This window comes from Rhizobium sp. KNZ2-6A (genome assembly GCF_056755475.1).
Genome location: NZ_JBNDIC010000031.1, coordinates 19,392 through 45,581 on the forward strand (window position 1 = coordinate 19,392; position 26,190 = coordinate 45,581).

General features: G+C 58.4%; 26 protein-coding genes and 9 pseudogenes. 20 read left to right on the top strand and 15 right to left on the bottom strand.

What is annotated here, in order from left to right:
- Positions 1–150: 150 nt before the first annotated feature.
- Both ACPYOP_RS20510 and ACPYOP_RS20515 read left to right on the top strand, forming a co-directional pair.
- Positions 151–530 (top strand): annotated as a pseudogene (locus ACPYOP_RS20510) (EamA family transporter); the annotation flags it as partial.
- A gap of 43 nt (positions 531–573) precedes the next feature.
- Positions 574–945, top strand: a complete 372-nt coding sequence (locus ACPYOP_RS20515) for a hypothetical protein (RefSeq protein WP_481412177.1) — start codon at positions 574–576, stop codon at positions 943–945.
- 177 nt (positions 946–1,122) lie between these two features.
- Here the strand turns inward: ACPYOP_RS20515 and ACPYOP_RS20520 are convergent, their stop codons facing one another.
- Positions 1,123–2,019 (bottom strand): LysR family transcriptional regulator, encoded by an 897-nt coding sequence (locus ACPYOP_RS20520; RefSeq protein ID WP_481412178.1) that lies wholly within the window; start codon positions 2,017–2,019, stop codon positions 1,123–1,125.
- Positions 2,020–2,163: 144 nt separating this feature from the next.
- On the opposite strand from ACPYOP_RS20520, the gene ACPYOP_RS20525 reads away from it, so the two are divergent.
- Together ACPYOP_RS20525 and ACPYOP_RS20530 are read left to right on the top strand one after the other, a co-directional pair.
- Positions 2,164–3,183 carry a zinc-dependent alcohol dehydrogenase family protein gene (locus ACPYOP_RS20525; RefSeq protein ID WP_481412179.1) on the top strand — a complete coding sequence of 340 codons (1,020 nt, stop codon included), beginning with the start codon at positions 2,164–2,166 and terminating at the stop codon, positions 3,181–3,183.
- A 377-nt stretch (positions 3,184–3,560) separates the two neighbouring features.
- Positions 3,561–4,321, top strand: a protein-coding gene (locus ACPYOP_RS20530; protein ID WP_481412180.1) for an IS5 family transposase whose coding sequence is annotated in 2 segments (ribosomal slippage) — positions 3,561–3,909 and positions 3,909–4,321 — 762 coding nt in all. Because the reading frame shifts where the segments join, the coding sequence is not laid out codon by codon here.
- A 2-nt stretch (positions 4,322–4,323) separates the two neighbouring features.
- Here ACPYOP_RS20530 and ACPYOP_RS20535 read toward each other — a convergent pair.
- Positions 4,324–4,494 (bottom strand): annotated as a pseudogene (locus tag ACPYOP_RS20535) (Fic family protein); the annotation flags it as partial.
- Positions 4,495–4,909: 415 nt separating this feature from the next.
- Between ACPYOP_RS20535 and ACPYOP_RS20540 the strand changes: the two are divergent.
- Positions 4,910–5,425, top strand: a pseudogene (locus ACPYOP_RS20540) (elongation factor G); the annotation flags it as partial.
- 4 nt (positions 5,426–5,429) lie between these two features.
- Here ACPYOP_RS20540 and ACPYOP_RS20545 read toward each other — a convergent pair.
- Both ACPYOP_RS20545 and ACPYOP_RS20550 read right to left on the bottom strand, forming a co-directional pair.
- Positions 5,430–6,461, bottom strand: coding sequence for an Atu2307/SP_0267 family LLM class monooxygenase (locus tag ACPYOP_RS20545; RefSeq protein WP_481412181.1), 1,032 nt, complete (start codon positions 6,459–6,461; stop codon positions 5,430–5,432).
- Positions 6,462–6,677: 216 nt separating this feature from the next.
- On the bottom strand, positions 6,678–7,340 hold the full coding sequence (locus ACPYOP_RS20550) for a hydrolase (RefSeq protein WP_481412182.1): 663 nt from the start codon (positions 7,338–7,340) through the stop codon (positions 6,678–6,680).
- A gap of 151 nt (positions 7,341–7,491) precedes the next feature.
- Here ACPYOP_RS20550 and ACPYOP_RS20555 point away from each other — a divergent pair, with 151 nt between their 5' ends.
- Positions 7,492–8,385, top strand: coding sequence for a LysR family transcriptional regulator (locus tag ACPYOP_RS20555; RefSeq protein ID WP_481412183.1), 894 nt, complete (start codon positions 7,492–7,494; stop codon positions 8,383–8,385).
- 54 nt (positions 8,386–8,439) lie between these two features.
- On the opposite strand, the gene ACPYOP_RS20560 is transcribed toward ACPYOP_RS20555, so the two are convergent.
- The 4 genes and pseudogenes from ACPYOP_RS20560 to ACPYOP_RS20575 all read right to left on the bottom strand — a co-directional run bounded on the left by ACPYOP_RS20560 (position 8,440) and on the right by ACPYOP_RS20575 (position 10,991).
- Positions 8,440–8,760, bottom strand: a complete 321-nt coding sequence (locus tag ACPYOP_RS20560; protein WP_481412184.1) for an alpha/beta hydrolase — start codon at positions 8,758–8,760, stop codon at positions 8,440–8,442.
- A 164-nt stretch (positions 8,761–8,924) separates the two neighbouring features.
- Positions 8,925–9,245 carry a zinc-binding dehydrogenase gene (locus ACPYOP_RS20565; protein ID WP_481412232.1) on the bottom strand — a complete coding sequence of 107 codons (321 nt, stop codon included), beginning with the start codon at positions 9,243–9,245 and terminating at the stop codon, positions 8,925–8,927.
- A 77-nt stretch (positions 9,246–9,322) separates the two neighbouring features.
- A pseudogene (locus ACPYOP_RS20570) lies at positions 9,323–9,880 on the bottom strand (quinone oxidoreductase family protein); the annotation flags it as partial.
- A 370-nt stretch (positions 9,881–10,250) separates the two neighbouring features.
- Positions 10,251–10,991, bottom strand: coding sequence for an SDR family NAD(P)-dependent oxidoreductase (locus ACPYOP_RS20575; RefSeq protein WP_481412233.1), 741 nt, complete (start codon positions 10,989–10,991; stop codon positions 10,251–10,253).
- A 177-nt stretch (positions 10,992–11,168) separates the two neighbouring features.
- Here ACPYOP_RS20575 and ACPYOP_RS20580 point away from each other — a divergent pair, with 177 nt between their 5' ends.
- The 4 genes and pseudogenes from ACPYOP_RS20580 to ACPYOP_RS20595 all read left to right on the top strand — a co-directional run.
- Positions 11,169–12,047, top strand: a complete 879-nt coding sequence (locus tag ACPYOP_RS20580) for an AraC family transcriptional regulator (RefSeq protein ID WP_481412185.1) — start codon at positions 11,169–11,171, stop codon at positions 12,045–12,047.
- A 340-nt stretch (positions 12,048–12,387) separates the two neighbouring features.
- Entirely contained in the window at positions 12,388–12,738 is a 351-nt protein-coding gene (locus ACPYOP_RS20585) for an ethanolamine utilization protein (RefSeq protein WP_481412186.1), read from the top strand.
- Between the two features lie 116 nt (positions 12,739–12,854).
- Positions 12,855–13,235, top strand: a complete 381-nt coding sequence (locus ACPYOP_RS20590; RefSeq protein ID WP_481412187.1) for a hypothetical protein — start codon at positions 12,855–12,857, stop codon at positions 13,233–13,235.
- A 142-nt stretch (positions 13,236–13,377) separates the two neighbouring features.
- Positions 13,378–14,118 (top strand): annotated as a pseudogene (locus tag ACPYOP_RS20595) (class I tRNA ligase family protein); the annotation flags it as partial.
- Between the two features lie 101 nt (positions 14,119–14,219).
- On the opposite strand, the gene ACPYOP_RS20600 reads toward ACPYOP_RS20595, so the two are convergent.
- Positions 14,220–15,053: an enoyl-CoA hydratase/isomerase family protein gene (locus ACPYOP_RS20600; protein WP_481412188.1), complete on the bottom strand. Its 834-nt coding sequence runs from the start codon at positions 15,051–15,053 to the stop codon at positions 14,220–14,222.
- Between the two features lie 125 nt (positions 15,054–15,178).
- On the opposite strand from ACPYOP_RS20600, the gene ACPYOP_RS20605 reads away from it, so the two are divergent.
- A complete protein-coding gene (locus ACPYOP_RS20605) occupies positions 15,179–15,553 on the top strand; it encodes a winged helix-turn-helix transcriptional regulator (RefSeq protein ID WP_481412189.1) in 375 nt (124 codons plus the stop codon).
- Between the two features lie 264 nt (positions 15,554–15,817).
- Positions 15,818–16,021 (top strand): cold-shock protein, encoded by a 204-nt coding sequence (locus ACPYOP_RS20610; RefSeq protein ID WP_007826019.1) that lies wholly within the window; start codon positions 15,818–15,820, stop codon positions 16,019–16,021.
- A 447-nt stretch (positions 16,022–16,468) separates the two neighbouring features.
- Here ACPYOP_RS20610 and ACPYOP_RS20615 read toward each other — a convergent pair whose 3' ends face one another.
- Complete coding sequence (locus tag ACPYOP_RS20615) at positions 16,469–16,843, bottom strand: VOC family protein (RefSeq protein WP_481412190.1); 375 nt, start codon at positions 16,841–16,843, stop codon at positions 16,469–16,471.
- Positions 16,844–16,888: 45 nt separating this feature from the next.
- On the bottom strand, positions 16,889–17,695 hold the full coding sequence (locus ACPYOP_RS20620; protein ID WP_481412191.1) for an AraC family transcriptional regulator: 807 nt from the start codon (positions 17,693–17,695) through the stop codon (positions 16,889–16,891).
- A gap of 70 nt (positions 17,696–17,765) precedes the next feature.
- Between ACPYOP_RS20620 and ACPYOP_RS20625 the strand changes: the two genes are divergently transcribed.
- The 3 genes and pseudogenes from ACPYOP_RS20625 (at position 17,766) to ACPYOP_RS20635 (ending at position 19,128) form a co-directional block, all read left to right on the top strand.
- On the top strand, positions 17,766–18,131 hold the full coding sequence (locus ACPYOP_RS20625; RefSeq protein ID WP_481412192.1) for a hypothetical protein: 366 nt from the start codon (positions 17,766–17,768) through the stop codon (positions 18,129–18,131).
- Positions 18,128–18,646: pseudogene (locus ACPYOP_RS20630) on the top strand (FUSC family protein); the annotation flags it as partial. The gene ACPYOP_RS20625 and the pseudogene ACPYOP_RS20630, both read left to right, overlap by 4 nt.
- 91 nt (positions 18,647–18,737) lie before the next feature.
- Positions 18,738–19,128, top strand: a pseudogene (locus ACPYOP_RS20635) (helix-turn-helix domain-containing protein).
- 43 nt (positions 19,129–19,171) lie between these two features.
- Here ACPYOP_RS20635 and ACPYOP_RS20640 read toward each other — a convergent pair.
- A complete protein-coding gene (locus ACPYOP_RS20640) occupies positions 19,172–19,585 on the bottom strand; it encodes a winged helix-turn-helix transcriptional regulator (protein ID WP_481412193.1) in 414 nt (137 codons plus the stop codon).
- A gap of 124 nt (positions 19,586–19,709) precedes the next feature.
- Here ACPYOP_RS20640 and ACPYOP_RS20645 point away from each other — a divergent pair, with 124 nt between their 5' ends.
- Positions 19,710–20,621 (top strand): NmrA/HSCARG family protein, encoded by a 912-nt coding sequence (locus tag ACPYOP_RS20645; protein ID WP_481412194.1) that lies wholly within the window; start codon positions 19,710–19,712, stop codon positions 20,619–20,621.
- A gap of 398 nt (positions 20,622–21,019) precedes the next feature.
- On the opposite strand, the gene ACPYOP_RS20650 is transcribed toward ACPYOP_RS20645, so the two are convergent.
- Both ACPYOP_RS20650 and ACPYOP_RS20655 read right to left on the bottom strand, forming a co-directional pair.
- Positions 21,020–21,340, bottom strand: a complete 321-nt coding sequence (locus ACPYOP_RS20650) for a lipocalin-like domain-containing protein (RefSeq protein WP_481412195.1) — start codon at positions 21,338–21,340, stop codon at positions 21,020–21,022.
- 50 nt (positions 21,341–21,390) lie between these two features.
- Positions 21,391–22,224, bottom strand: coding sequence for an SDR family oxidoreductase (locus ACPYOP_RS20655; RefSeq protein WP_481412196.1), 834 nt, complete (start codon positions 22,222–22,224; stop codon positions 21,391–21,393).
- Positions 22,225–22,319: 95 nt separating this feature from the next.
- Here ACPYOP_RS20655 and ACPYOP_RS20660 point away from each other — a divergent pair.
- A pseudogene (locus ACPYOP_RS20660) lies at positions 22,320–22,499 on the top strand (helix-turn-helix domain-containing protein); the annotation flags it as partial.
- Positions 22,500–22,643: 144 nt separating this feature from the next.
- On the opposite strand, the gene ACPYOP_RS20665 reads toward ACPYOP_RS20660, so the two are convergent.
- Positions 22,644–23,189, bottom strand: a complete 546-nt coding sequence (locus ACPYOP_RS20665) for an aldo/keto reductase (RefSeq protein WP_481412197.1) — start codon at positions 23,187–23,189, stop codon at positions 22,644–22,646.
- A gap of 95 nt (positions 23,190–23,284) precedes the next feature.
- Between ACPYOP_RS20665 and ACPYOP_RS20670 the strand changes: the two are divergent.
- The 3 genes and pseudogenes from ACPYOP_RS20670 to ACPYOP_RS20680 all read left to right on the top strand — a co-directional run bounded on the left by ACPYOP_RS20670 (position 23,285) and on the right by ACPYOP_RS20680 (position 25,701).
- Positions 23,285–24,176, top strand: a pseudogene (locus tag ACPYOP_RS20670) (LysR family transcriptional regulator).
- Positions 24,177–24,515: 339 nt separating this feature from the next.
- Positions 24,516–24,887: a MarR family winged helix-turn-helix transcriptional regulator gene (locus ACPYOP_RS20675; RefSeq protein ID WP_481412198.1), complete on the top strand. Its 372-nt coding sequence runs from the start codon at positions 24,516–24,518 to the stop codon at positions 24,885–24,887.
- Between the two features lie 4 nt (positions 24,888–24,891).
- The gene (locus tag ACPYOP_RS20680) at positions 24,892–25,701 is read left to right on the top strand and encodes an NAD-dependent epimerase/dehydratase family protein (protein ID WP_481412199.1); all 810 of its coding nucleotides are present in this window, start codon (positions 24,892–24,894) and stop codon (positions 25,699–25,701) included.
- Positions 25,702–26,190: the final 489 nt, after the last annotated feature.

The window sequence follows — 26,190 nt, forward strand, 5'->3', positions numbered from 1 at the left end:
CGATCAGAAACCTCAGCCACCGGTGCGTTGGGGGCCTGCGGTAGCGGACCGCCAGGCGAGTTCTAGAAGCGAAGCAGGACCCCGCGACGATCGGGGCGGTGGAGTAGCTATTTCCAAGGCATTCGCCGCCGGATCTTCGACAAATAGTTCATCGCCGCCTATGCAACCGCGGATTCCATGGGGTTCGGCAAACCGGACAAAGCGGGGCGTACACGGCCTGGGTGCTTGTCCTTTATGGAGCATTCGTTCCAGCAACGTTCCTTGTTCTTCGTCGGCGGCTCGTGGTCGATTTTCGCGCACCCGACACTTGGAAGGCTTTCGGCGGTGGCCTGGTCGCGATGGTCGCTTATGGCGTCGTGGTCGCGGCGTTCTCCCTCGGGCCAGCCGGCCCGATCACGACGCTCCGGGAAACGAGCGTCGTCTTCGCCGTTCTGATTGGCTGGCTGTTTCTTGGCGAAACCCTCACCGTCCTGCGCATTCTCGCCTGCATCATCATTGTTGCGGCGGGCGCTATCCTGCTCGGGCTTTGATCGTACTCACGTCGTCTGCACGGATCCTCCTGAAAGCCGAGGCTTGCTGAATACTGCGATAGCAGAGCAGACGCCCGCGAATTGCGTCATCGCTCCGATTGCCTCGGCGGGGGTTGGAAACCGGCCGATCCCCTTCATTGAAAGTGGGGCGGCTTTCCTCGTCGCTTTTGCGATCTTGGGCGCGGCGAGCTTCGCGCTCTACACCACCGCTCTCACTCTTCTTGGCGAACGATACGCCGGCGATAGGCTGATGACCGGGAGTGCTGCATTCTCACTCGCCTACGCGGCGGGTAGTGGATCGGGCTTGACGGTTGTCGGTGCAGTTATGAGCGGTCCGATCACCATAGGCGCGGCTCTGGCTATCTTTGCCTTAGCCTATGCCGCCTCCGAGCGCCGGAAGTTCCGCTCCAGATAGCATCTACCAATCGGAAACTCGATGACGGTGGCCCGTCGCGATTGTATATTGGGTTACCGCAAAATAGACTCTGAAGCCTCGGCCACCAAGGGCACCAATCGGACCGTCACCTGAAGCTTACAATCTGAAAAATCAACTTTGAAACAAGGTATCATTCCTGTATTTGCTCCCGATTTCTCAGCCGGTTGCCACCTTCATGAAGTCGATGAAGGCCCGCACCGATGCCGCCATATGCGTGCGCTCGGAATAATAGAGGTAGAACCCCGGAAAAGCCTTGCACCAGGGTTCGAGGACGCGGATGAGTTCCTTGTTTTCCACGAAAGGTTCCACCACGTCTTCAATGAGGTAAGTCAGTCCAAGCCCTCGGCGTGCCGCTGAAAGCAGCAGGTCAGTATCGTTTGCGGTGAGAACGTTCTCGACATCCACATCGATCCGCCCATCGGCCCCTTCGAAACGCCAAGGGTACAAAGCTCCTGTGCTTTTCCATTTGTAAGTGAGGCAGTTGTGGTCCTTCAGATCGGCCGGAGAATGGGGCAGAAGCCGGCCGGCAAAATAGGAGGGGGCTCCCACGACCGCCATCCGAAGGTCGGGGGTAATGCGCACCGCGATCATATCGCGACTGATCTGCCCGCCAATCCGAACGCCTGCATCGAAGCCCTGAGCAACAACATCCGTGATGTCGTTGTCGATGACGAGATCGAGGTAAACCTCCGGATAGGCAAGACGGAACTGTTGCAATCTCGGCAGGATCGCGATCTGCGCGGCGATGCTTGGCAGATTGATGCGAACCAGGCCTTTCGGCTTGTCCTGATAGGCGCCGACCGCCATCACGGCTTCATCCATACCCATCATCATCGGCTTGACGCGATCATAAAGCACACGTCCGGCTTCGGTCATTCCGACACTTCGCGTCGTTCGATTTAAGAGACGTATGCCGAGGCGGCTCTCCAGCGAGCGGACGTTGCGGCTCAGCGCCGACGCCGATATTGCCAGCCGTGTTGCGGCGCGCCCGAAGGCCCGCTCGTCGCAAACTACGACGAAAGCCTTCAGCTGGCTAAATTCATTTCCGTCCATTATGAGCCCAAAACGCAATAGTTCGTCCCGAATTTATACCATATCCAAACACAATCGCCATGCTGCATAGTTTGCCGAGAGAGACGGGCTGGAGCATCCGGCGCAGTGTCGGCAGTGCACTCGTCATTCGAAAGGAAGCGGAGAATGGCGACGATGCAACGCTGGGAAATTGATGCAATCGGCAGGCAGCACCTGAGGCTGAACAATGTCGAGGTTCCGCGACCTGGTCGCGGTGAGATTTTGGTAAAGGTGCATGCGGTCGCGCTGAACTATCGTGACAAGATGGTCGTCGAGACCGGCCGCGGACTTCCTCTTAAATATCCGTTCACACCGGGCTCGGACCTTGCCGGCGAGGTGGTCGCTCTCGGCGAAGGCGCGACTCGCTTCGGATTGGGCATGAAGGTCATCTCGACCGCGACACCAGACTGGATCGATGGTCTGCGCGCAGGTACCGCACGCACGCCGGCTTACCGCACGTTGGGAGGCTTCTATCCGGGTGTGCTCTCAGAATATGTCGCGATGCCGGAAGACTGGTTTGTCCTTGCACCGACGTCGCTGGAGGCATGGCAGGCCTGCACGCTTCCTGTCGCAGGGCTAACGGCTTGGTTTGCTCTGGTCGAAAGGGCGTGCGTGCATGCTGGCAACACAGTTCTTATTCCCAGCACGGGTGGGGTCGCCCTGTTTGGGATGCAGATTGCCAAAGCCAATGGTGCTGAAGTCATCGTCACCAGCCAGCCGGCATATGAGGAACGCGCAAGAGCGCTCGGTGCGGACCACTTTATCGACGCCAACAGCGACTGGACGGAAGCCGTTTATGCGCTTACCGCTGAACGCGGTGCAGACATCGTGCTGGAAGTCATTGGCGGCAAGCATCTCGGCCAATCTGTCGAGGTCACGGCCGTTGGTGGCAGTGTCTGCCAGATTGGTGCACTTGATAGGTGGGACATCACAGCGCCCGTCATGCCGCTGATGCTCAAAGACATCACGATCCACGGTATCGGGACCGGCAGCAGAAAGGCACTGGAACGGTTCGTCAGAGCTGTCGATCAGACCCGCATCGTCCCCGTCGTTGATACCCGCTACCCCCTTTCCGATCTTCCTGCAGCCTTCAACCACCTGGATCGAGGAGCCTTTGGCAAGATCGTCATCAACGTCACTCAGTAGATGAAGCCGCAATCTGGGCCGCGGGGTCAAGTTCTTACCGGTGAAAGAACCGCGATTGGCCACTCGGGATCTGAAGCTAACAAATGATCGGCTTCTCCCCGTATGGATGGCTCGCATATCTCCGGCCGTCGTGATTGACCCAATCCTTTTGACCCTTTCATACCAACACCCACTTTCTGTCTCTGCACTCGAAAGAAGGTGTGCTTTATGGTGAAACAAAACGACGACAGGTTTGGCACGGCAGAAGGGGGCAAGAAAGCTAGCAATCGACATCGCGTTACGCGCGCTCATCGACCATGCGAGCGCTAGGTGGTGTGGACTCTTGGGCTTCCCAAAGCCGAGCAAATCAGATTCAAGACTGTCTTTTGGAGGCAGTCATGGGTGTTTTGGATCGTCTCATTCTCCGGGATGACCAGTGGGAACGGATGTCTCGTCACATCATTGGCGATGATCGCACACGCGGTTCGTCTGGACGTGATAATCGAATGTTTGTGGAAGCCGTCCTATGGATTGTGCGGACAGGTTCGCCCTGGCGCGATCTGCCGGATGTGTTCGGTGATTGGAACAGCGTGTTTCGTCGCTTCAGTCGCTGGAGCCGGAAAGGCGTCTGGTGGCGCGTCTTCGAAGCCATGTCGGATGATACCGACTTCGAATACCTGATCGTTGACAGCACCATCATTCGCGCCCACCAGCACGCCTCCGGCGCAAAAAAGGGGCTGAAGATTAGGCCCTTGGCCGTTCTCGCGGCGGCCTGAGCACCAAAATCCATATGGCCGTGCGTGGCCTTGGATGTCCTGTTGGTTTTGTGCTGACCGCCGGCCAGAAAGGCGATGCACCGCAAGCCGATGCCTTGATCGAAGAGCTGCCGGCCGACGTCGTCATGGGCGATACTGCTTACGACAGCGATCGGCTACGCAAACTCATTGCCGACAAGGGCGCGCAAGCGGTCATCCCGAACAATCCTTCGCGTGCAAAGAAGTATCCTCTCGACAAGCACCTCTATGCCCAACGCCATCTGATCGAGTGCTGCTTCTCCAAGCTCAAACAATTTCGTCGTATCGCCACCAGATATGAGAAAACCGCCCGAAACTATCGGGCGATGATCGCCATCGCCGCTACAAACTTATGGCTCAGGTAACTCTCCACGCGACCTAGCGCACGCTCTGCCAGACTGAGGCGCTCCAATAGAGAAAGGACATCGATGGATGGCTCGGGCGGCAATGGCGGAGGCACGAACGCCCGCACTGTTTCGCTTGCTGCTGTTGTTTCGACAAAACGGCCGAGGCGCAAATTAGGTTCTGAATCAGACATAGCCTAATATGAATTCCGTCCTCTATTTAAGCAATCGCCCCTTTGTTTAAATAAGCATCAAGCTTAGGTAAGCACGCTTAATTAACGTAGACCGTTGTCACTGCGTCAGGAGCAGGCGCCTGGCTCCAGGCTGTTGATTATCGCACGAATTTGACCCGCTTTTTCATTTCGGACGGATCCGCCCACACTGCAAGAAAATGTTTTCGATCAACATCATAAATGCAATCAGTTGGTACAAGGTGAAATGAAAAAGTGGCGCAAATCTAGCTGAAACTCAACAGGATATGAACCGGAGACCCATTTTTTATCGAAGTGGTCGAAGTTTCATGGCTGCTCGAGCCTGGAGACTGAAGAGAAATTCCCACGCGCTAACGCCACAACGCCGAAATTGGTACGGCGGACAGGCGTTCCCCGAACGGAACCACCCACGCCGATGCTCGAAAGGATCCTAATTCCGGGCAGCGAGCGCGATGAAAACAAGCTTTCCGAAACGCTGGCGAAACTTTCCGAGACGGATCGCGGTCTGAAAATCTTGCAGGAGGAAGGCACGGGCGCTCAACTCGTCCGCGCCCAAGGGCCGGTGCATCTGCGTGACCTCTGCCGAACGCTGTCCGAAGTCTTTCACATCTCCGTGACAGACCGAACGCCCAGCCCAATCTACCGCGAGACGATCACGAAACCATCGGAGGTGCATTACCGCCATCGCAAACAGACCGGTGGTGCCGGGCAATTCGCGGATGTGAAGCTGAGCATTCACCCCAACGAGCGCGGCCAGGGCTTCACCTTTGGCGAAACCGTCAAGGGCGGCGCCGTTCCGCGCAATTACATCCCCGCCGTCGAAGCGGGCGCGCGCGAAGCGATGGAGAAAGGGCCGCTAGGCTTCGAGGTCATCGATGTCGGCGTAACGCTGTCAGATGGTCAGCACCATACCCGTCCTATCCCGCCACCCTGATGATCGGAGCGACCTCCGCGCCCAGAAACTCGATCGACTGCTTCATCGCGGCCGTTTCAAGCGAAGCGGTACTCATCTGGAAGGTGATGCGCGAAAGGCCACCAAGCGTTTCGTTGGCCTGCAGCATCTTGGCCGCAACAGTTTTCGGATCGCCGACCAGGAATACACCGTCAGGACCCGCCATGATCTCGAACTGCTGTCGCGTCGGTGGCGACCAGCCGCGCTCACGACCGATCTTCGTCGTCAGATGCGCCCATCCGGGAAAGAAGGCATCCTTTGCCGCCATGTCGGTCTCGCCGACGAAACCCATTGCATGCATTCCGACCTTAAGCTTTTCGGGGCCGTGCCCGGCGCGTAGACCGGTTTCGCGATAAAGATCGACAAGTGGCCGGAAGCGTTCGAAGCTGCCGCCGATGATTGCCACCATCAAAGGAAGGCCAAGTGCACCGGCGCGTGCGAAGGACTCTGGCGAACCGCCAACACCGATCCAGACTGGAAGCCGCGATTGATGTGGACGCGGAAAGACGCCTTGCCCTTTGAGTGGCGGACGAAAGCGTCCTTCCCAGGTGATATCTTGTGTCTCGCCGAGCTTGACAAACAGATCAAGCTTTTCGGCGAAGAGTTCGTCATAATGACGCGTATCCAGGCCGAATAGCGGATAGGCCTCGATGAAGGAGCCTCGACCGACCACGAGCTCGGTACGCCCCCTGGAAATCAAGTCGAGCGTGGCGAATTCCTGAAATACCCGCACCGGATCGGCGGCGCTTAGAACCGTGACCGCGCTCGCCAACCGGATCCGATCCGTGCGGGCCGCGGCCGCGGCCAGAATGACGGCCGGGGCGGAGTCGAGAAACTCACTGCGGTGATGCTCGCCGATACCGAAGACATCGAGCCCGACGCGATCTGCGACGACGACCTCCTCGATAAGCTCAGCCATGCGATCCGACGGTGACGGGAGCTTACCCGTTTTCGGATCGGGAAGGATGGCTGCAAAACTGTCGATACCGATTTCCATGCTTGAGCCTTATAAGTTTCGCCCGGTTTGTTGCCGCGCTACCGGGCGAGTTTCATTTCCACCCTCAAATAGTCCCCGTCGCGGTGGTCGCAGGCGCATCTTTCGCGTCGGTGCACGGCCGGGCCAAGCTTGAACTCGCTTGAGTCGGGATGGCGAGGCTCGACTTTGGGGCCTTTACGGTGACATCAATTCGAGATTCCGCCATCCCAGTCAGCTTTAAAGACCGGCCTGGCTGGCCGTCTGTACGGGCGTATTGAGGAGCTGCTGCTCCCACAGATAGGCGATGCCGCTGCCACCGGCATGCTCGATGATGACGTCCGTCAGCGCAGCCGCAGTCTTCTCACGAGCCCAATCGCGCTGCCATTCCGCGGCGATCGCGAGCCACGTCATCATGTTGATGCCGGCCCCGATCATCCGCTGGATGGCGACCTGATGCGCCTCGACCGAGGTGCCACCCGACGCGTCGGTAATCACCGTAACGTCCCAGCCCTCGCCGGCGGCCTGGATAGCCGGCATCGCAACGCAGACTTCGGTCCACAGACCAGCAATGACGAGCTGCTTGCGGCCGGTGGCCTTGACCACGTCCACCACTTTCGGGTCCTGCCAGGTGTTGATGAATGTACGGTCGATCACCTCTTGTCCCGGGAAAACATCGGTAAGGTGTTTGAAGAGCAGACCACCCCGGCCCGCGATCACACTCGTCAGGATCGTAGGAACGTTGAAAACCTTTGCCGCTTTCGCAAGCGCCGTGGTGTTGTTCACCACCGCCTGCGGATCGTGGCTGTTCACGTTCGCAAGCTGATAAGGCTGGTGGTCGATCATGACGAGGACGGAGTCTTCGGGACGAAGAAGTGAGTCAAGGCCGTTACGAAAGGTCATACTTACATCCTATGTTGGCGATTGATTGAGACACGCTCAGGAGAGGTGAACACCCTCCGAAGCGTCGGCTGCGAAAGGACCTTGTCATTCCCGTTTTCGATGCGGTAGTCATCGTTTGTGCCGAACAGTGTCGCGAAACGGGGAACGCAGCATGGACATTGAAGATCTGCGGACGTTTGTGGAGGTTGCGGATGCGGGCGGAGTGACGTCTGCTGCGCTCCGGCTGGGCGTCTCCAAATCAATGGTCAGCCGACGGCTCGTAAGACTTAAGGCAGAGCTTGGCGTCCAGCTGCTCGCAAGATCCACGCGCGGGGCGTCCTTGACGGAAGCGGGCGCCACTTTCCGGGATTATGCCGCCAGGATCAGCGCCGAGATCGATGTCGCCAGAGACACGATCCTGCCCGCCGGCGAACTGAGTGGCCGCCTGAGAATTGCGGCACCCCTGTCGTTCGGGCCCACCCACTTTGCATCTGTCCTTGCGGACATGGCATTGCGCCATCCGCAACTGCAGATCCAGACCAGCTATAGCGACCGTTTCGTGGACTTGATCGGGGAAGGGTTCGATTGCGCGATCCGGGTCGGTACGCTTCAAGATTCCAACCTGATGGCAAGACGCGTTGGCCCCCTCTATGGAAAATACGTCGCGAGCCCCGCCTATATAAAGGCCCACGGCTCCCCGGAAACACCGGAGGAACTCGTCACGCATCATGCGCTTATGCAGGGGATGGAAACGTGGCAGGTGATGGACGGCGACAAGATCCTGACCATTCGCCCGCAGGGCCGTTTCAAGGCTGACAACGGGGCGGCTCTCGTCGTCGCTGCTGCGGCCGGTTTGGGTATCGCTGCCCTCCCCGATGGCCTCACCCGGGACTATCTCAATTCCGGCACCTTGGTGACGGTCATGAAAAATCATCCGCCACCCCCGGCCGGCATCTATGTCGTTCGTCCGCCGGGACAGCACCCCTCGAGAAAGGTCCGCGTCCTGACCGAAATGCTGGTCGAGTGTTTCGATGATAGCGGACAAGGAAACCAACAGCCCATCTAACGGATATAGAGCGGCAGATCGAGACGGTCCCGGAGCTGACGCGCAGGCCATTGACTATGTCGGCAGATACTTTGAGTGGAACGCCGTCAGCCGGTCAATTGCGACTGCCTTGAAGCGGTATTCCGTCAGCGCTGCATTGATCGCACAGCCACCGCCGGCGCAAATTCCGAGAGGCTTAATGTGCACTTCGTCCACATAAGGAAGCGTCATCAGGACATCGACCGCGTAACGAATGTCTTCGATCCGGGCGGCCGGATCTTCGAGGTCTCGCGGCCCGCCGCCGCTCTTGCCCTGGTAGGAAGGATCGCAGGTCAGCGCCAGAAAGCCGCGCTCAGCCAATCTCGCCGGATAGATCGCACAGATCTGCTCCTTCACGTTGCTTCCGGGGTCGACAAAACAAGTGCCGGATATGACCAGCTCTTATCAAACCCCGGCCGCAGATGAACATTCCCGGCAACGTCGATATTTCTGTTCCTGAACGAAATGCGTTTCACATCGACTGCCCTCCTCCCGCAAAACCATTTCTCGATACTTGAGCGTCAGGGTGTCATCACGACGCGGCCCAATGGCCTTGCCGTTTCTGCATACTCGTGTGCTTTTGATGCCTCTCGCAACGGGAAGACATTATCGATGACGACGTCGAGCCGTCTTTCCGCCACGGCCTCGAGAAGTTCGTCAACCGTCCGGTGCACGGCAGGCCGTTCGAACAGCGATCCCATGAAAACGCCGTGAAGGGTCTGATTGTTCTGCATCGGGGACCAGAGATCGACGTCGAGATTGCCACCGCCGGCATTCTCCACAAAGACGAGACGCCCTTCGGCTGCCAACGCGGAAAGGGAACCTTGCAAGGTCGATCCCACGGGATCGATGACAAGATCAGCCCCTTGCCATCGGTCAACCGACGGACTTCACCAACAACATCCTGTTCAAATCGATCAATGACATGGGTAGCGCCAAGCTCGGTCAGACGCGGTTGTCGTTCGCGACCGCCGGCAACCGCAATAACCGTCGCCCTCGCTTGACGCGCCAGCTGAATGGCCGCCAGACCGACGCCGCCAGCGGCGGCCTGGATCAGAACTGTTTCGCCTTCGACTAGCCTGCCCTTGGTGATGACGCAGTGGCGGGCGGTCCCGAAGGAGATTGGTAGCGCCGCGGCTTGCGCCATGTCGACGTCGTTCGGCATCAACCACGTGCGTGAGGCAGGCACGGCCCAGAGTTCGGCATGTGATCCCTGCAAGTCGAAGGCTGTCACTTTTTGGCCAGCCGTCCGATCCCTTACATTTTCACCGATCGCGACGATGGTTCCGGCAGCCGCATAACCGACGATCCACGAAGGGCGCTGCGGCGTCGAGCGCCGATTGACCAGGTCGCCGCCTTCAATCGAAATCGCCTCGACCGCGATTAGAACGTCCCCCGGTCCACAGACGGGATCCGGCACATCGGTATATCTTAAGACTGTCGGCGGGCCGGGGTTGTCATAGACTGCAGCCTTCATGTGCTGTTCTTTTCCCGTATGGGACGTTCTGCCTTTAATGGCCACAACGGTTGCAGGCCGCCTCTCAGCCCATCTGTGCCGCGAGCGTATGTTCCAGATCCTTCAGCGCCGCAGCAGCCGTCGCCTGCCCAAGCTCGCTTCAGCCATGCACTCACATCCCAGGTCTCTCGTTTTGAAGCGGCCAGCAACAGGCCTTGCCCGGCCGATCTACTTCTGACTGTTTGGTAGCGTTGCCGAGCGGGCTCGAATAGTTGTCGCATCGGCAAAACTCCGTCGCGGAACGGGGAACGCGAATTCTCCGGCTGCTACACTATTCACAAAGCGAAGGTTGCCTGACTTCCGCCGGGCAACCAACAGCCATTACCAAACACTACGCAAGCGCGCCTCCGTCCACCGTCAAGATGGTGCCGGTGATTTGCCGGGCCGCCGGCGTTGCGAGGAAAGCGACTGCTGCCGCGACATCCTCCGGCTGGTTAAAGCGGCCAAGGGCGCTGAGACCACGCTGATAGTCGGCAAATTCGCCCGACTCAGGATTCGAGTCCGTGTTTGTCGATCCCGGCTGCACCAGATTGACCGTTATATCTCGGCCGCCCAATTCGCGCGCGAGGCCACGGTTGAATGCCTGGAGCGCGCCTTTGGTCATATAGTAGACCGTACCAGGCACGCCGGCGATGCGATCCGCGCCCGCCGATCCGATGGTAATGATGCGCCCGCCTTCCTTGAGGTGAGGGATGGCAGCCTTTGCAGTCAGAACAGGCCCACGCACGTTAACGGCAAGCAGCGCGTCGATGTCCTCGATCGTGAAATCTGCAATGTTGTTGTATCGCGCGATCGCCGCATTGTTGACGAGAATGTCGAGACCACCCAGTGCACGGACAGTTTCGTCCACCGATCGCTGGATGGCCGAAGGATTCGCGCTGTCGGCCTGTATCGCGATTGCCTTGCCCCCATTCCCTTCAATAATCCGGGAAAGTCGCTCCGCGCTGTCGGCGGATCGCTCGTACGTTATCGCAACGTTCGCACCTTTCTCCGACAGAGCAATCGCGATCGCAGCCCCGATGCCACGCGACCCACCGGTGACGAGCGCATTCTTTCCAGCTAGTTCCTGCATGGTCGAACCCTTTCCTATTCCGGTCGCCTTGACGCCGATTTGGAGGCTCATTCCTCGCTACGGGCTGCTCCGGCAAGCTTTCTGTTAAGCCTCAAAATAGGCGGTTGCGACGCAGGCAACATTCCTGATCTTCCCAGACACTTGCCTGATCCTACCAAATCACTACATGCTGACGTGATGTTCGATCCTGTGAAGCCGTCTACACTCCTGCTAAAGGCCGTTGCTCCGTTTGTTTCGGCGCATGCGGGTACAGTGGGCGTTCCCACCCCCGTTCCGCGCTTGACGATTTGGACAAGCGCAAGGGCCACGTCGCCCACTCCGGCGGTGTTCGAACCCATGTTCTATGCGGTGTTGCGCGGAACCAAAGTCTTGATCATGGGCGCCAATCGGTTCGAACTGGTCACAGGCGCTTGTGCGGTATCGTCCTTTGGCCTGCCCTACAGCCACCAATTGACCGGCGCTAAGCCGAATTTCCCTTATGTCGGCGTCAGCCTTCATCTTGATGCCGATATTTTGACGCGCGCCATGCTCGATATCCCCAAGCGTGAGGACCGGTGGACATGCGCGGTCGCCGCCGGCGGCCTGGACGGACCCGTCGGCGACGCATTCGCGCGCCTCGTCGGGCTGCTCAACGCGCCCGACGATATCGGTGCGCTGGCACCACACTACGAGTTTGAGCTTTATTATCGCCTGCTTCAGAGCTCGATGGGTGACACGCTCCGACAGGTCAGTCAGAGAAACGGCCGCTTTCAGCAACTCAAGTCAGCGGCCGATTGGCTCGCTTCCAATCATAGCGAGCCCGTCAATATTCCTGAGCTCGCGGCGGCTTCTCACATGAGCGTTACGAGCTTTCACAGGCATTTCAAGGAAGTCACGGGGTTCAGCCCGCTTGCGTTTCAACGCCATATCCGCTTGCTTGAGGCGCGGGAGCTTCTTGCCAGCGGGAGCACCAATGTTTCGCGCGTGGCGTATGAGGTGGGTTATAAAAGCCCGTCGCAGTTCAGCCGCGAGTACAAGAGTATGTTCGGCAGCGCGCCGGTAGCTGATCTGGAGTGATGAACCCAGTCGTTACCGCTGACGGAAAATTCGATGCTTCCTCGCGCGCCTGGCAACACAGATTGCCGCTCTGCCGCCAGTTGATCACATCATAAAATCGGAACTGCCGGCCGCGGATATCGGAGAGAGTCGTGAACGCGATGGTCGATCCGGCATATGCTGTCGGTACCACTGAATTGAAAGAGCCAGATTCGTTTGGCGTTCCGCTTTCGGCGACACAGCTTTGCACGAACGTGGCCTATCGCGCGACATCTTCGAGCTGCCATCAACGTGCGCGGCGACGCGTGTGGCGCAAACAGAACCCGTCTCGCGCTCGGTTCCAACCTTTAGGAGACAGTCAATGACCGTTTACAAATTCGCTATTGCCGACGCGGTGTTTGAACGCTCGCCGGGACAGGAAGGTGACATCTTCACCGGCAACCTGCTCGACCAGCGCCACGGCGGACCAGTCACCATTGGGTTCGGACGCTACGGTCCAGACCAGGTTCTCGAGGAAACCATAGCCGTACACGACACGATAATTGTCCTGGAAGGAAGCATAACTGTCTCAGACGCGCATCGATCGCTGACAGCGGGGCCTGGCGAAATCATTGCAATGCAGAAAGGCGACACGGTGACCATCCGTTCTCATCAGACGGGTGCCATTACGGCTTACGTGACATATCCTCATTGGCAGCAGCCAGAACCCTGACCATCGGGCTCAACATGATGTGGCCGACCGATCCTGACCGTTGCGTCTGCCTGCATGACCATCTGCGTTGGGTCGGGCAGCTGCACGCCAGACCACTTGTTAACAGGAGTGCCCGTATGACGAACAAACAGAACGACTTCCCCGTGGGCGGCGTGCGTGTCGGCGAGCGGATCATTCCTGTTCCAGCGTCCATCAGTCTTGAAGCGCAGGCCATGCTGCGCGCAGCCGTACAAGGTGACGGCACACCACTCAACGCGCTTTATCCGATACCAGCCCCAAATGATCGGGCAGCTTGGCGTCAGTTAGAGGCAGCAGCCGAGGCCCATTACGCCGACGCTTTCAGTGCAGCCACGAACGAGACAGGCACCAAGATCGAAACGCGACGCCTGGGCATAGCAACTATCCATGTCGCCATACCAGAAAACCCGCGGCTCAAAGATTGCGTCTTCATCGACCTACATGGCGGTGCGCTCGTATTTGGCGGTGGCGAAGCCTAGGTAGCCCGTTTTGTTACGGAGTGTCTCCCGTCATCCGTTCGCTGACGATCGAAACCTTACGTTTGCGGATCGAAAGCGGCGGCCTGTTGCCAACGAACCATGCAACGAACATGATTTCAGAAACACCCCTCAATGCGGCCGGCCAGCGATACTCCTGTCCGCCGGAGTGCCGCTCCCGTCATCGATCTTCGTTCATGGCTATCTGACGGTAGACGGGCGAAAAATCGGAAAATCGGCGGGCAACGGCATCGATGCCGATCGCCTGGTGGAGCACTATCAGTCCCCGGACGCACTGCGCTATTACCTGCTTCGCCATATCCGCTCCGCCGATGATGGGGACTTCTCTGAAGAACGGCTCAAGGCCGCATGGTCGGGAGAACTCGGTGGGCAGCTTGGAAATCTCGTCAACCGGGTTCTCACCTTGCTCGCGTCGTCCTTTTCCGGCGTGACACCGACCGTTCCCGACAGCGCTCTTGTCCGCGAAGCAGCCAACCTTCCTGAGAGGATTCTGAACTCTTTCGATAGCTACGAACTTCACCTTGGTTTGGCAGAAATTTTCTCCTATCTAGGGTCCGCGAACAGGGAGTTTACGCGAAAAGCACCCTGGTCCGATGCCAAGGCCCTGGCCGGCGAACTCGGCAGAGCGGAACGACAAATAATCTCCGACCGCCTTGGGGCTACTCTGGCGGAACAGGTCTACGGCCTCGCCATCGTCGCTCGCTGTTTGCTCCCGTTTTTACCTGAATCAGCCGCCCGGCTGCACACGAAACTCGGAATATCGTGCCCGGCGCGTTACGATGTTCCACTCGCCGTTAGCGGAATGGAGACATCTTCTGGAGAGGTTCTCTTCCCACGGCAAACAGTGGCGCGAACGAGGTCATGATTCAGCGTCGGCGCTTCCGATAACGCATGCGCGCCTTCCAAAGACCGAAACCGCTATGCAATTTTGCTGCAGCGGTTCGCCGTTCTCTCGTCAGTCAGGACTCACACTTTCAATGCACGGAGCAAGCCTTCCAGATTTCTCTCGCCCTCCTTGGTCTGTGCTCCTGCTTTCAGTCCGCCCCGGATCAGCTTTTCGGCAGCAGGGCGTTCGAACAATCCTGCCCAGGCCTCATGCTCGCGCTGAAAGCCCTCCCGCAGGTCTTCGGGAGGCAACGCCCTCTTGGCCGCGGCGATGACGCCAGTGGGCAGTGCGGCGATGTTGCGTGCCAAACGCTCGACGAAGCTGTCGAGTTCAGAAGCCGGCAGTGCCCGGTTGATCCACCCGTATCGCTCCGCCGTAACAGCATCGACGAGATCTGCGGCAAGGATCACTTCAAGAGTTCGGCCACGCGTCATCCGGCTGGACAGATACTGGGTGGCGCCGCCGCCCGGCGTAATCCCCATCAACGCCTCGCATTGAGCAAGCCCTGCCAACCCATCCGCAGCAAACACCATGTCCGCCGCCGCGACAAACTCAGCTCCGCCGCCGCGGGCGAGCCCTGCGAGCTTGACGATTGTCACTTGAGGCTGCTCTCGTAGAAGTTCGCCGAATGCCTGGAACGGGTTGAGGCCTTTGGGAGCCTCACGGGCGATCTCGTCGAAGGCGTGCGGCTCATCGATCAATGTCATGTCGACATGGGCAATGAAGAACTCGGGGTCCGCACTCTGGAAAACCAGCACGCGGGTGTCCGGATCGTTGCGAATAGAAAGGAGAAAGCGGCGGATCTCGCTCATCAGGGGGACATCGAGAACGTTTACCGGCGGGTTGTTGATCGTGATTGTGGCAACGCCATCTGTCCGAGTAATCCGAAGCCGGCTGAAATCTGTGTCGGTCATATGTAAAGTCTCTGTTTCTTCGGGAACCTCTGGCGCCGCACATGCGCCATTGACCCTAAAGTATTCATCGAATACCTAGCGTCAATTACGCACCTGAAGCATCCCAGGGATGCCGGAGGATACCGATGGATGAGCCGACCGATGAAAATGACCCGATCTACCGTGCCGACTGCCCGAGCCGCGTGATCCTCGACCAGATCGCCGACAAGTGGTCGATGATGGTGCTGGCCGTGTTACGCGAGCCCCGTCGCTTCAATGCGATCAAACGTCGCCTTGACGGCGTCACCCAACGCGTGTTGACGCAGACGCTGCGCAAGCTGGAGCGCAACGGTATGCTGACGCGCAGGATCCTGGATGGGCGTGTGCTCGGGGTTGAATATGCATTGACACCCCTCGGCCGGTCGCTGCAAGGGCCGTTCTCAACCCTGTTCGACTGGACTGTCGATAATATCGACGTCATCCAGGATTGTCAGCGCAGCTACGATGCGCGTGAGGATTAGGGCCGACTTGAACGGCGGTTTACGCGCAGCTCAATTCAGCGGGTGAAATAGCATCTACGCGCGAGTCGAACAGCCGGAATTGTTCTAAGGTTGCCGACATATGCCATCCGACTTGGTCCACAATCGGGACGGCGTAGGCCTCGTTGGCGACGTTTCGGGATATCTCGATCAAAGCCACCTGCATGCTCACCGTTGATCGATGAGTGATGGCGCTGTAGCTTCCACTTCGCAATTTGGACGAACGACACAAGGATAAGGTCTCTCATGCCAACGGGTACGGTTAAATTCTTCAACGACGACAAGGGGTTCGGCTTCATAACGCCTGAGAATGGCGGCCAAGATGTATTTGTTCACGTGTCTGCCTTGCAGCGCGGTGGCTCGCTCCGGGAAGGCGATAAGGTCAGCTTCGAGGTCGGACAGGATCGCAAGACCGGAAAGTCGAAAGCTGAGAACGTCTCGGTGCTCTAATCGACGGTCGTAGATTCCCAGCCTCTCCAGGCAGCGTGAGCTTCGCGTGAACATATTATCGCAGGCCAACGCGGCGGCGATGAATATCTGCGCGCCGCTTTTTCGAGGCTAGGGACTGCGTCCTGCCTTTGCCATTCCCACTCAGCGCGAGGCACAATGTAGACCCAATCCCATCTACCGTCAGGCAACGTTGCTCCAGTGAGCACCTCTCGCCTTGAAAAGGTAGGAACCGGCGACCTTGTTCTTGCGCACTCTCCGCGCAGGATATTTCTTTTGTGGCTCAGACATGTAGGCTACCGGGCCGGCTGCCTACCTTCGCTTATTTCCTCAATCGGATGCAAAAACATATCTTATGCGGCAATCCGGAACCCGGCCGAGTCGACATTCCACGCCTACTTGCCCATAGCCATTGATCACGCTGTCCACGAGAGGTTACGCACGCTTACCTCATTTCGTCGGCTGAGTCCGCGCGGTCAATTTATTTCCGTCTGGATCGCGAAGATATGCAACGAATGCCCCGTTCGGACGCTCCGCAGGCGGGCTCTCGATTGCAGTGCCACCGTGCGCGGTACCGGCGGCATGCCACGCTAGAACATGGTCACGGCTTGCAGCAGCTATACCGATCGTCCCACCATTGGCCGCGGTCGCTGGCTTGCCGTCGATCGGTTTCGTGATCATCAGTCGCCCGCCCTCGTGGAGGTAGATAAGTCGGCCTCTCGCATCCATCTCGCCAGGCTTGCCGCCTAACGCCGCGAAGGTAGCGTCGTAAAAGCTTCTGGCGCGCTCCAAGTCGTTGCTGCCGATCATGACGTGGGTGAACATGCTTCATCTCCTCTAAGATGCTTCTGCAACTGAATTCCCTGACGTTTAACGCTCGAACTTCCGCAAATATTGCGCCGGCGAGGCGCCGAGCGCTTTCTTGAACATCGTGATGAACGCAGAAACGGATTCATATCCGAGGTCGCCGGAAACCTGCTGTACCGTCGCCCCGGCCGCGAGGCTTCGGATTGCAATGATCAATTGCAACTGCTGCCGCCAACGGCCGAAGGTCAAGCCGGTTTCCTGCTGAACGAGACGCGCGAGGGAGTTCTCGCTCATTGCCACTCGCTTGGCCCATTGTGCCATGGTGCTGCGGTCGGATGGATCCTCCACTAGCGTAGACGCGATACGATTCAATCTCGCCTCGGCAGTCAGAGGCAAATGCAGATCCTCTACCGGCATCTGTGACAAAGCCGACAGAAGCAGTGTCGTCATTGTCTCTGAATAAGCACTCGCGACCGGTGGCTGATCAGCCATCTCGATGATGAGCTCTCTGACAAGCGGGGACAGCGAAAGCGTGCAGCATCGATCCGGCAGATCGGCAGCACCCGGCTCGATAAAAAGAAAAAACAATCGCGCATTAGCGGTCGCCATGTTGCTGTGCAGCATGCTCCCGGGAACCCACACGCCGCACTGGGGCGGGACCATCCACATGCCGCTCGGAACACGACATGTCACTCCGCCCCGCGACGCCAGGACGAGCTGCCCTTTTCTATGCCGGTGCTCGGGCGCCTCGCGTTCATTTTGCGAGACGTCAATCCTCACCGCATGCGCTGGTAGGCTCGATTGTTCAGGATCGTCCTCAACAAGAGCGTCAGAAAGGGATAACTGACGTTGGTGGAATTTCGTCATCATGAGAGGATATATCTAAATTCCTCTGGGCGCTTTGTCGATAGAGTCCTCCGAAAGAATTCGGAGAATGTCGATGGCAATATATGAACCTGGCTCCCATTGGTGGTCTGATATCTTCCAGACTGAATTTCGCCTGCCTCAGAAGCGCGATCGAGGCGATGGCAATTTGCCTCCACAATATCCGCGCATCCGGTTCGGTCTCCTAGCTGCTGCGCGAAAGATGACGAAAGTCATTCTTGCAAAGGTTCACGGGTTCTTTGCCCACCAGCCGCCGGCTAATACGTCTGTTTCGTGCACCGACCCCGCCGAAGCGTATATGCATGCCTTTATTGCGGCGACGTTCTTCTGCTACGTCTCGCCCGGACTCTATGGCCTTACCGACACCATGGATGAGCAAGGCGTCTCGCGGAGGAACCACCCGTCGGGAGATGACTCATGAGTGTTCGACCGGTTGTCACCATCGGGAACGTACTCTTTTCGTTGAAGACATTCCTGGCGGCCATGCTCGCCTATTACATCGCCATCAGGTTCGATCTGCCACGGCCGTTCTGGGCGGTGGCCACCGTTTACATCGTCGCTCATCCGCTTTCGGGTGCCATCTCATCGAAATCGCTCTACCGACTGCTGGGGACGCTGATCGGTGGCACCGCGACAATTATTCTGGTTCCGAACCTCGTGAACGAGCCGATCCTGCTTTCAGCAGCGATCATCGCCTGGGTATCAGGATGCACGTTCATCAGCCTTCTCGATCGCACGCCTCGCAGCTATGTGCCTCTTCTTGCTGGATATACGGTACTGCTTGCAGGGCTGCCATTGGTCACGGCGCCGGAGAATACGTTCGACACGGTCGTCGCCCGCGTCGAGGAGATCGGGCTTGCGATCCTGTGCGCCTCGATCGTCAGTCACGTTGTTCTTCCAGTTCATGTCGGCACGGCCCTCCTTGGGCGGATCGAGCACGGCACTAAGCTTTGAGCTCACCATGACATGGGTCGATTGATCTGATAACCTGCACTAAGTTTATCAGCTTGATTAGAAATACTTCTCAATGGACCCTATTCGTCTGGACAGCTTCGACGTGTTCGTTGCCATTGTGCGCTGTGGCGGTTTCCGGGCGGCAGCACTCGAGCGAGGCGTCTCTTCATCGGCCTTGAGCCAGACGATGAATGGCCTGGAAGAGGCTCTGGGTATCCGGCTTCTCAACCGGACGACTGCAAGCTGCACTGGCGGGCAGAGGAATCGCCCATGTCTTCGATGACTACGCCAAGCCGCATATCCAAACCGGCCGGCTCGTGGAGCTTCTCTGCGACTGGAGCCCCACCTTACCGCACTGGTTTCTATACTACCCCAGCCGCCGTCTCCCTAGCGCCGCCATGCGCGCGTTTCTTGATTTCATGAGGAGCTACGACTGGAAGGCGAAGGGTGCCCTCGACCTATAGCGATTTGACCAGCAGCTTGCGTAGAAGCAGATCGGAGCTTCTTCTAAATCCGGCGTTGTTCGGCCGCATCGAACTCGCTACGCGATGCTTCGATGTCTTGCCATGTGTCGCGGATCCAGTCCGTGAATCCCGCAAGCGGTTTGAGCATCGATTTTCCGCGATCGGTCAGCTCATATTCAACGCGTGGTGGCAGCTCTGTGTAGTAGTGCCGTGATACGAGCCCATCCCTCTCAAGATTGCGAAGAGTAAGCGTCAGCATACGCTGCGAGATATCGGGAATACCACGCCGAAGGGCTCCGAACCGCATCGGTGCATCGGGAGAAAGTGACAGCATCGAGATGACAAGGATTGTCCATTTGTCTCCGAGGCGAGCCAGCACGCTGCCCGGGGCACATGGAGTCAATACCGGGCCTCGCGGCGTCTCAATCACAGGCCGGCCGTTTATCTCGCGTGGCATTATACCTCCTTCAGACCTTTCCATTAGTTACCTCGATGTTCCAGAGGACCAAAATTGTGCCGTCTTGCGCACTTTTTCCAATTGTTCCACAAGGTAACTGCGTAAGTTACCAAGGAGAACTAACATGTCAAATGCGCCGGAGTTTCTCGTGTTCGGAGCGACAGGCCAGCAAGGGGGAGCGGTGACACGGGCACTGCGCGAAGCTGGCCGGGAGGTTCGCGCCTTCGTTCGTGACCCTTATAGCGAAAAGGCCAAGTCACTCGCCGCGAACGGCGTCAGTCTAGTGGTGGGTGACTTATTCGATCGCGCATCGATCGACCTCGCGATGACCGGAATACGTGGCGTTTTCAGCGTGCAGACGAGTTCCCCGTCGGGAATGCTTACGGATGAACAGGAAGTTGAGCAGGGCAAGTCTGTCGCTGACAGCGCGGTGTCCAATGGCGTTGCTCATCTTGTTTACTCCTCGACCGGAGCTGCGGGGAAGGGCCACACCGGTATGGGTCATTTCGACAGCAAGTCTCGCATCGAGGACTACGTTCGCAGCTTGCCAATCGCCACGACGATCACCCGCCCCGCCAGCTTCATGGAGATGATGATGCTCCCGGGAATGGGTTTGAACACCGGCGTTTTTACCTACTTCATGCGGCCGGATCAGTCGATGCAGATGATAGCGCTCCATGACCTTGGCCGCATCAACGCGCAGATACTTTGCCAACCTGAAGTTCATGCCGACCAGGTCATTGAGCTGTCTGGGCAAGACGTCACAGGAAAGGATCTGCAAGACGCCTTCTCGCATGCCGCAGGGCGTCCTATTCGCTACCAGCGGTTTTCCGAGGAATTGTTGAGAGAGAACGACTTTCTGAAACGGCTGACTGCTCTCGTAGACAACGGCGTGGTCGCGGGGATCGCAGACATCGCTGCCCTCGAACGCGAGTTCGGACCCATGTTGAGATTGGAACAGTGGCTTGCCGGTCCAGGAAAAACGTTGTTTGAAAATGCACTCAGCGCGGAACCGTCAAGTATCGGACTGCGATGACGCATGAAACAGCCGGAGGGATCGATCCCTCCGGCTGCGAAAGCTGCGCGTGTCATGATTTGAGAGGTCGAAAGAACCAGTGCGGTTACGGCGGCCCCTGCCTTGGACATGGAACGACGTTGAAGAGCATGACATTCTTGCTCTGGACCGACTTCACCCTCGGGTGGTTTAAAGGGCTACGCTCGCAAGGTCGAAACCTTATGCAGAGGACCGCTCCGGTGCCTCATTTGACGCGCTGCCACTCGATCCTGATTTCAGTGCCTTCCGGCCTCCGGAATTGTTCAGTCATGCGGTCACCGGTCACGACAAGCGTGAGATCATCGCGTGTTCGCACGCTGCCAGCCCAGTTCGGAAACGTCGCCCCTTCAACACGGTTTCCGCTGAATTCTCCCTTCTCATCAACGGTATAGGTGCCGAAAAAAACCGATACTGCGTGACATGGCCATGCGATTTTCATTATCCGTTCCCTCACCGCGAGCGTTAGACGCAAACCGCGGGATATCGGCGTCCGTGAGAACTTCTACGAAGTGCATGTCGGGAGTGAAGACGAGAAGACCGTTGGGTTTTTCTCCATAGGCGGAGATATTTTTTCCACCGGGATCAATCGTCGCCGACATCATCCGCCAAGTGCCCACTACCTGATTTTCCGCCGCTGTCTGCGCGAAGGCAGAAGGCGAAATGCCGAGGGCAAGGGCCAATATAACCGGTCGAATGGACATGTTTTTTCCTTCCTGTTCATGAGGTCTTTTGTTTCCGCCGCTGCTAGGGTTCACGGATCCCGCCGGTCGGCGGAATGCGCCACTCCCCGTTGCGCCTCAAGGGCAGACAGGCGTGCGGAAAGCGCCTGTGAGATAGAGGAATAGGCCGTGCTACCCAGCGCCAGCCGCAATGGCGGCGTCTCGCTCTCGGCTGCTGATAGAATTGCGGCTACGGTGCGCGCGGCATCTCCCTTGATCTCGAAGCTGCCCTCAGTGATCGCCCGTCGAACGGCGCCGGTGGGGTTTTCATCGTAAACATCCATCGGTGTCGCGCGGACGAGATTGGCTCCGAAATTCGTGCCGGTTGGGCCCGGTTCGGCGATGATGACGTCGATACCGAAAGGAGCCACTTCCTGCGCCACGGCTTCTAGGAAGCCCTCGATGCCCCACTTGGTCGCGTGATAGAGGCTGAAGCCCGGATAGGCGATCTGTCCACCTTCGGACGAGACCTGGACGATCCGCCCCCCGCCTTGCATTCGAAGAAGGGGCAGTGCGGCACGGATCAGATGAATGGATCCGGCAAGGTTGGTGGCGATCTGCCGATCGATCTCTTCATTCGTGAGCTCTTCCGCAGCACCGAACAGGCCATAGCCCGCGTTGCTGACGATCACGTCTATCCGGCCGTGCCGTTGGAATGCGTCTTTAACGGCCGAGGCGATGCTGTCCGGCTCGACGAGATCGAGCTGAACGATATCAAGATGATCGCTGTGTTCCTGCGCAAGTTTCGTCAGTGCGCCGGCACGGCGGATCGTTGCGACCACATTGTTTCCCTGGTCGAGCAGCTGTTGCGTCATCTCGAGACCGAGCCCCGAGGAAGCCCCGGTGATGAACCATGTCTTTGGCATGTGAACTCCTGATCTGTTGGTCTCCCAATGTAAAGCAACCACATTGGTGATATAAGATCTTCAATTTGAGATGAGCTGGTGAGGAATAATCACGAATGATACGTCCCAGTCTGAACGATCTTGCCGCCTTTGCCGCGGTGGCCAACCGCGAGAGCTTCCGCAGAGCGGCCGACGTGATGGGTGTTTCGCGTTCCGCCCTCAGCCACGCGATCATCGCCCTGGAGGGGAAAGTAGGCGTGCGGCTCTTCAACCGAACGACACGCAGCGTGTCGCTGACCCAGGCTGGCGCTCGCCTGCTCGCACGGCTCGACCCGGTTCTTCAGGATCTCGATCAAGCACTCGATACGCTCTCAGAGGAACGCGGCACCCCGAGCGGCACACTGCGGATTAATTCAAACAGGAGCGGCGCGCGCATTCTCCTAGCAGAGGTCGTGCCGACCGCGGCGCCGCCGAAGATCAGTTTCTGGACGAGGGACGTGCGTGAAGCGAGCCAGAAAGATGGGGTTCGGCGCGCTGACCCGGTTCAGACGGTCCACCTGTTCCGGCGTGAGCACGAGATCCAGAGCTGCGAGATTGTCCTCCGCCTGGGCGAGCGTGCGGGCGCCGACAATGGGCGAGACGACGGTCGGATTGGCCAGCGTCCACGCAAGCGCCACCCGTGACGGCGTGGAACCGACCTCTTCAGTGAAGGCCTTCGCCTCCTCCGCAATTTCGATCGCCCGTTCGTTCAGATGCCCGGACGAGGCGATGACTGTCCCGAGCAGGCGCTCGGCGCCGCCGTCTGTGTAATTTACCGACGTGTCGATGAAGTTGCCGCCTCGGTCGACAAAGAGGTCAAAAATGCGGCGGACCTCATCGCCGTCTGCGCCCCATCCCCAGCCCGAATCGAAGGTCATCGTTCCGAGGCTCAAAGGCGAAACGCGCAAACCCAACCGTCCGAGAAGCTTGTAGTCATCAGGCGTCATATCGCTGTCTCCTGGTTGTGAGATCCAAAGTAGACGCGCCAAGGAGAGCGAACAACTTGCCCAATGATGACCACTATGGTAACTAGTTCTAACCAATGGCAATCGATCTGAATGGCATCTCTGTCTTCCTGGCAGTCGCCGAAGCGCGGAACTTTCGCGTGGCCGCGGAGAATTTGGGCGTCACGAGGCCCGCCGTCAGCCAGACCATCCGGCGTCTCGAAGATCGGCTGGGAGTGGCGCTCGTGCAGCGCACCACGCGCAGCGTCAGTCTCACAGAGGCCGGTGAGCGACTGTATCAGCGAGTGGCGCCGGCTATTTCCGAAGTCGGACTGGCGCTCGACTCGACGGCGGACCGCGACAGCGCACCGAGCGGACTGTTGAGGCTGGCGGTGTCATCCATCGCCGAGCAGTTCATCTCAGGGCCGCTTTTGGCGCGTTTCGCGGATGCCTTTCCCGCCATTCAGATTGACGTGACCGTCACGGACGAGGAATTCGACATTGTCGCAGAAGGCTATGATGCGGGGGTACGTTTAGGCGAAGTCATCAATCAGGACATGATTGCCGTTCCGGTCTCGGGCGACCAGCGCCAGGGCGCCTTCGCTGCGCCGTCCTACGTCGAACGTTTCGGCAAGCCCGAGCACCCTTCAGAACTCTCTGCCCATCGTTGTATCGGCTGGCGTCCAGCGCCACACAGCGCACCCTATCGTTGGGAATTCGGCCAGCATGGACGCGAGTTCGACGTGGCTGTCGACCCCAAGATCACCACCAACGACATGTGGCTTATGGTCCGCACAGCCTGTGCCGGCGGCGGCATCACCTTCGGGATGGAAGACATCCTTCAAGCCCTATGTCGAATCTGGTCAATTGGTGCCTCTCCTTCAGGAGTATTGCCCTCCGTTTGCAGGCTTTTTTCTTTATTACCCCAGCCGGCGCAATCTCGCTCCGAAACTTCGGGCACTCGTCAATCACGTGAAGCGCTGGCGATAGCGCCAGCCCATGACATCACTCTCGGACGCATAACTACCGCGCGCAGCCAGGTCGATGCTGACGCCCTGAGGACCACGGTTACCCTTAAGGCCACTGCCGCATCGTGGACAGTCGCCCGGATTGCCCGCGCTATTGCATCACCTTCGGTGAAGACGTCCGTTATCTTCTAGCGGTCTGAGATAACCTAACCCACGAGCCTTGACATTCGTTCGCTACCTTGCGATTATCGTATGGTAGCGAACGAATTGCCGGGGCTTTTCTATGCGCGATCAGGCGGACACCAAAAATCCTTCCGTGGGTGCATGGACGAAGCGGTGTTACTTCGCGGGTCGGGCCCTTATGGACGAGCGTCTGCGGCCTTTCGATCTGGGTTCCACGCAATGGTACGTTCTCGGGTATCTCGCCAACCACGGGCCGTCCGTCCAGCGCGACCTGGGCCGCGCACTCGAACTCGAACGCGCGACCTTGAGCGGAATCATCACCACGCTGGTCCGAAAGGATCTGATCGCGCAGACGGCGGACGGAGACGATCAGCGTCAACGTGTGCTCACGTTGACAACTGCCGGCGAGGCGCTGTGGCGCAGGCTTCCTGATCTTTCTTTCATTCACGACGCTGCGTTCGGCGGGATCGACGAGGCCGATCTCGCCACAACCATCCGCGTCCTCAAATCAGCGACCGAACGACTGCAGAACCTGTTGCGAAAGGATTGAGCAAATGACCGTATTGATCACCGGAGCCTCCGGGCTCGTCGGCGAGCGACTATTGCCGCGGCTGATGGAGGCCGGCTTCGCCTGCCGCATTCTGCTCCGGGCGGGCAAGGGCAGCCCCGACGGAATGGAAGCCGTGACGGGCGATATTCTCGACGCTTCAACCCTGACCAACGCCGTCGAAGGAGTTGCCGCTATCGTGCATCTCGCCGCCGTCTTTCGCACCCAGGACGCCGATCTCATCTGGAAGAACAACCTCGACGGGACACGCAACCTGATTGCAGCCGTGAAGACCCATGCTCCCAACGTGCGCTTCATCATGTCGAGCACCAGTCATGTCTACGGTAAGGACAATCCGCATCCGGGCAGAGAGGACGACCCGGTCGATCCACAGCACGCCTATCCCGCAAGCAAGGTGGCCGCGGAGAAGGAACTGCGCGAAAGCGGTCTTAACTGGTCGATCCTTCGTTTCCCCTTCGTTTATGGCGATGGCGACGGACATCTCGAATCTCTTCCCAAACACGTCAGCGCCTGGCATCCGGCGCAACGCATGAGCACGATCCACCACCGTGACATCGCACAGGCGGTCAAGCTGGCGCTGGAGGGTACTTTCGATCGGCGCATCGTGAACTTGGCAGACGAGGCGCCCTCCTCCATCTACGAACTGGCGGGCATTGTGGGGAAGCGGTTGGCCTCAAATTCCGAGCCTCTTGCAGATCCATGGCACCTGCATGTCGACACGTCTCTCGCCCGCAGCCTGGGGTTTCGCCCCACCATAAGGACTGTGTATCAGGCTTGGCAGGGGGGTCTTTTGTAGGAGGATCGCAGAATTGGTAGCCGAACTTAGCACTTTGGCCCACAGGTCCGTCGCTCACTCGGAGCACATTTCCGGTTGCTTTTGTGTTGCTCTGGGAAGAGCCGGGCCGGCTATCCCCGTGTTGAAAAAGCGCCTTCCGTGGGAGATACGCAAGCTATCTACTTGGTTTGGCCGAAATGTCAGATTTTCGGAATGAGGAAGGGCCTACTGCTGCCCAGCAGCTCTTAGCCCAGGCGTCAGGAATCTACCGCAGTGCATGCCGCTTCAATTAGCGCTGCCGCTGCACCACGGGCATCAGTCACGGAGCATTGACCGTGACATCCACCCTAACATTGACAACTCTGGCAAATGTGATGCGGTATCTATCACCGCTCTTGCTACCCGCCCCGATATTCGTCTGGCGAATGACCGTTAGAAAAACATTCATTTGATTAATCAAAATGAGGCGGAAATAAATGTTCTCAAGCCTCTATGAGTAACGCACTCTGA

What these genes read in the sequence shown, in the direction of transcription:
- ACPYOP_RS20520 (WP_481412178.1), bottom strand. Translation starts at nt 2,019, where the DNA reads ATGGACGGAAATGAATTTAGCCAGCTGAAGGCTTTCGTCGTAGTTTGC.
- ACPYOP_RS20525 (WP_481412179.1), top strand. Translation starts at nt 2,164, where the DNA reads ATGGCGACGATGCAACGCTGGGAAATTGATGCAATCGGCAGGCAGCAC.
- ACPYOP_RS20545 (WP_481412181.1), bottom strand. Translation starts at nt 6,461, where the DNA reads ATGGAAATCGGTATCGACAGTTTTGCAGCCATCCTTCCCGATCCGAAA.
- ACPYOP_RS20550 (WP_481412182.1), bottom strand. Translation starts at nt 7,340, where the DNA reads ATGACCTTTCGTAACGGCCTTGACTCACTTCTTCGTCCCGAAGACTCC.
- ACPYOP_RS20555 (WP_481412183.1), top strand. Translation starts at nt 7,492, where the DNA reads ATGGACATTGAAGATCTGCGGACGTTTGTGGAGGTTGCGGATGCGGGC.
- ACPYOP_RS20575 (WP_481412233.1), bottom strand. Translation starts at nt 10,991, where the DNA reads ATGCAGGAACTAGCTGGAAAGAATGCGCTCGTCACCGGTGGGTCGCGT.
- ACPYOP_RS20580 (WP_481412185.1), top strand. Translation starts at nt 11,169, where the DNA reads ATGTTCGATCCTGTGAAGCCGTCTACACTCCTGCTAAAGGCCGTTGCT.
- ACPYOP_RS20585 (WP_481412186.1), top strand. Translation starts at nt 12,388, where the DNA reads ATGACCGTTTACAAATTCGCTATTGCCGACGCGGTGTTTGAACGCTCG.
- ACPYOP_RS20590 (WP_481412187.1), top strand. Translation starts at nt 12,855, where the DNA reads ATGACGAACAAACAGAACGACTTCCCCGTGGGCGGCGTGCGTGTCGGC.
- ACPYOP_RS20600 (WP_481412188.1), bottom strand. Translation starts at nt 15,053, where the DNA reads ATGACCGACACAGATTTCAGCCGGCTTCGGATTACTCGGACAGATGGC.
- ACPYOP_RS20605 (WP_481412189.1), top strand. Translation starts at nt 15,179, where the DNA reads ATGGATGAGCCGACCGATGAAAATGACCCGATCTACCGTGCCGACTGC.
- ACPYOP_RS20610 (WP_007826019.1), top strand. Translation starts at nt 15,818, where the DNA reads ATGCCAACGGGTACGGTTAAATTCTTCAACGACGACAAGGGGTTCGGC.
- ACPYOP_RS20615 (WP_481412190.1), bottom strand. Translation starts at nt 16,843, where the DNA reads ATGTTCACCCACGTCATGATCGGCAGCAACGACTTGGAGCGCGCCAGA.
- ACPYOP_RS20620 (WP_481412191.1), bottom strand. Translation starts at nt 17,695, where the DNA reads ATGATGACGAAATTCCACCAACGTCAGTTATCCCTTTCTGACGCTCTT.
- ACPYOP_RS20625 (WP_481412192.1), top strand. Translation starts at nt 17,766, where the DNA reads ATGGCAATATATGAACCTGGCTCCCATTGGTGGTCTGATATCTTCCAG.
- ACPYOP_RS20640 (WP_481412193.1), bottom strand. Translation starts at nt 19,585, where the DNA reads ATGCCACGCGAGATAAACGGCCGGCCTGTGATTGAGACGCCGCGAGGC.
- ACPYOP_RS20645 (WP_481412194.1), top strand. Translation starts at nt 19,710, where the DNA reads ATGTCAAATGCGCCGGAGTTTCTCGTGTTCGGAGCGACAGGCCAGCAA.
- ACPYOP_RS20650 (WP_481412195.1), bottom strand. Translation starts at nt 21,340, where the DNA reads ATGTCCATTCGACCGGTTATATTGGCCCTTGCCCTCGGCATTTCGCCT.
- ACPYOP_RS20655 (WP_481412196.1), bottom strand. Translation starts at nt 22,224, where the DNA reads ATGCCAAAGACATGGTTCATCACCGGGGCTTCCTCGGGGCTCGGTCTC.
- ACPYOP_RS20665 (WP_481412197.1), bottom strand. Translation starts at nt 23,189, where the DNA reads ATGACGCCTGATGACTACAAGCTTCTCGGACGGTTGGGTTTGCGCGTT.
- ACPYOP_RS20675 (WP_481412198.1), top strand. Translation starts at nt 24,516, where the DNA reads ATGGACGAGCGTCTGCGGCCTTTCGATCTGGGTTCCACGCAATGGTAC.
- ACPYOP_RS20680 (WP_481412199.1), top strand. Translation starts at nt 24,892, where the DNA reads ATGACCGTATTGATCACCGGAGCCTCCGGGCTCGTCGGCGAGCGACTA.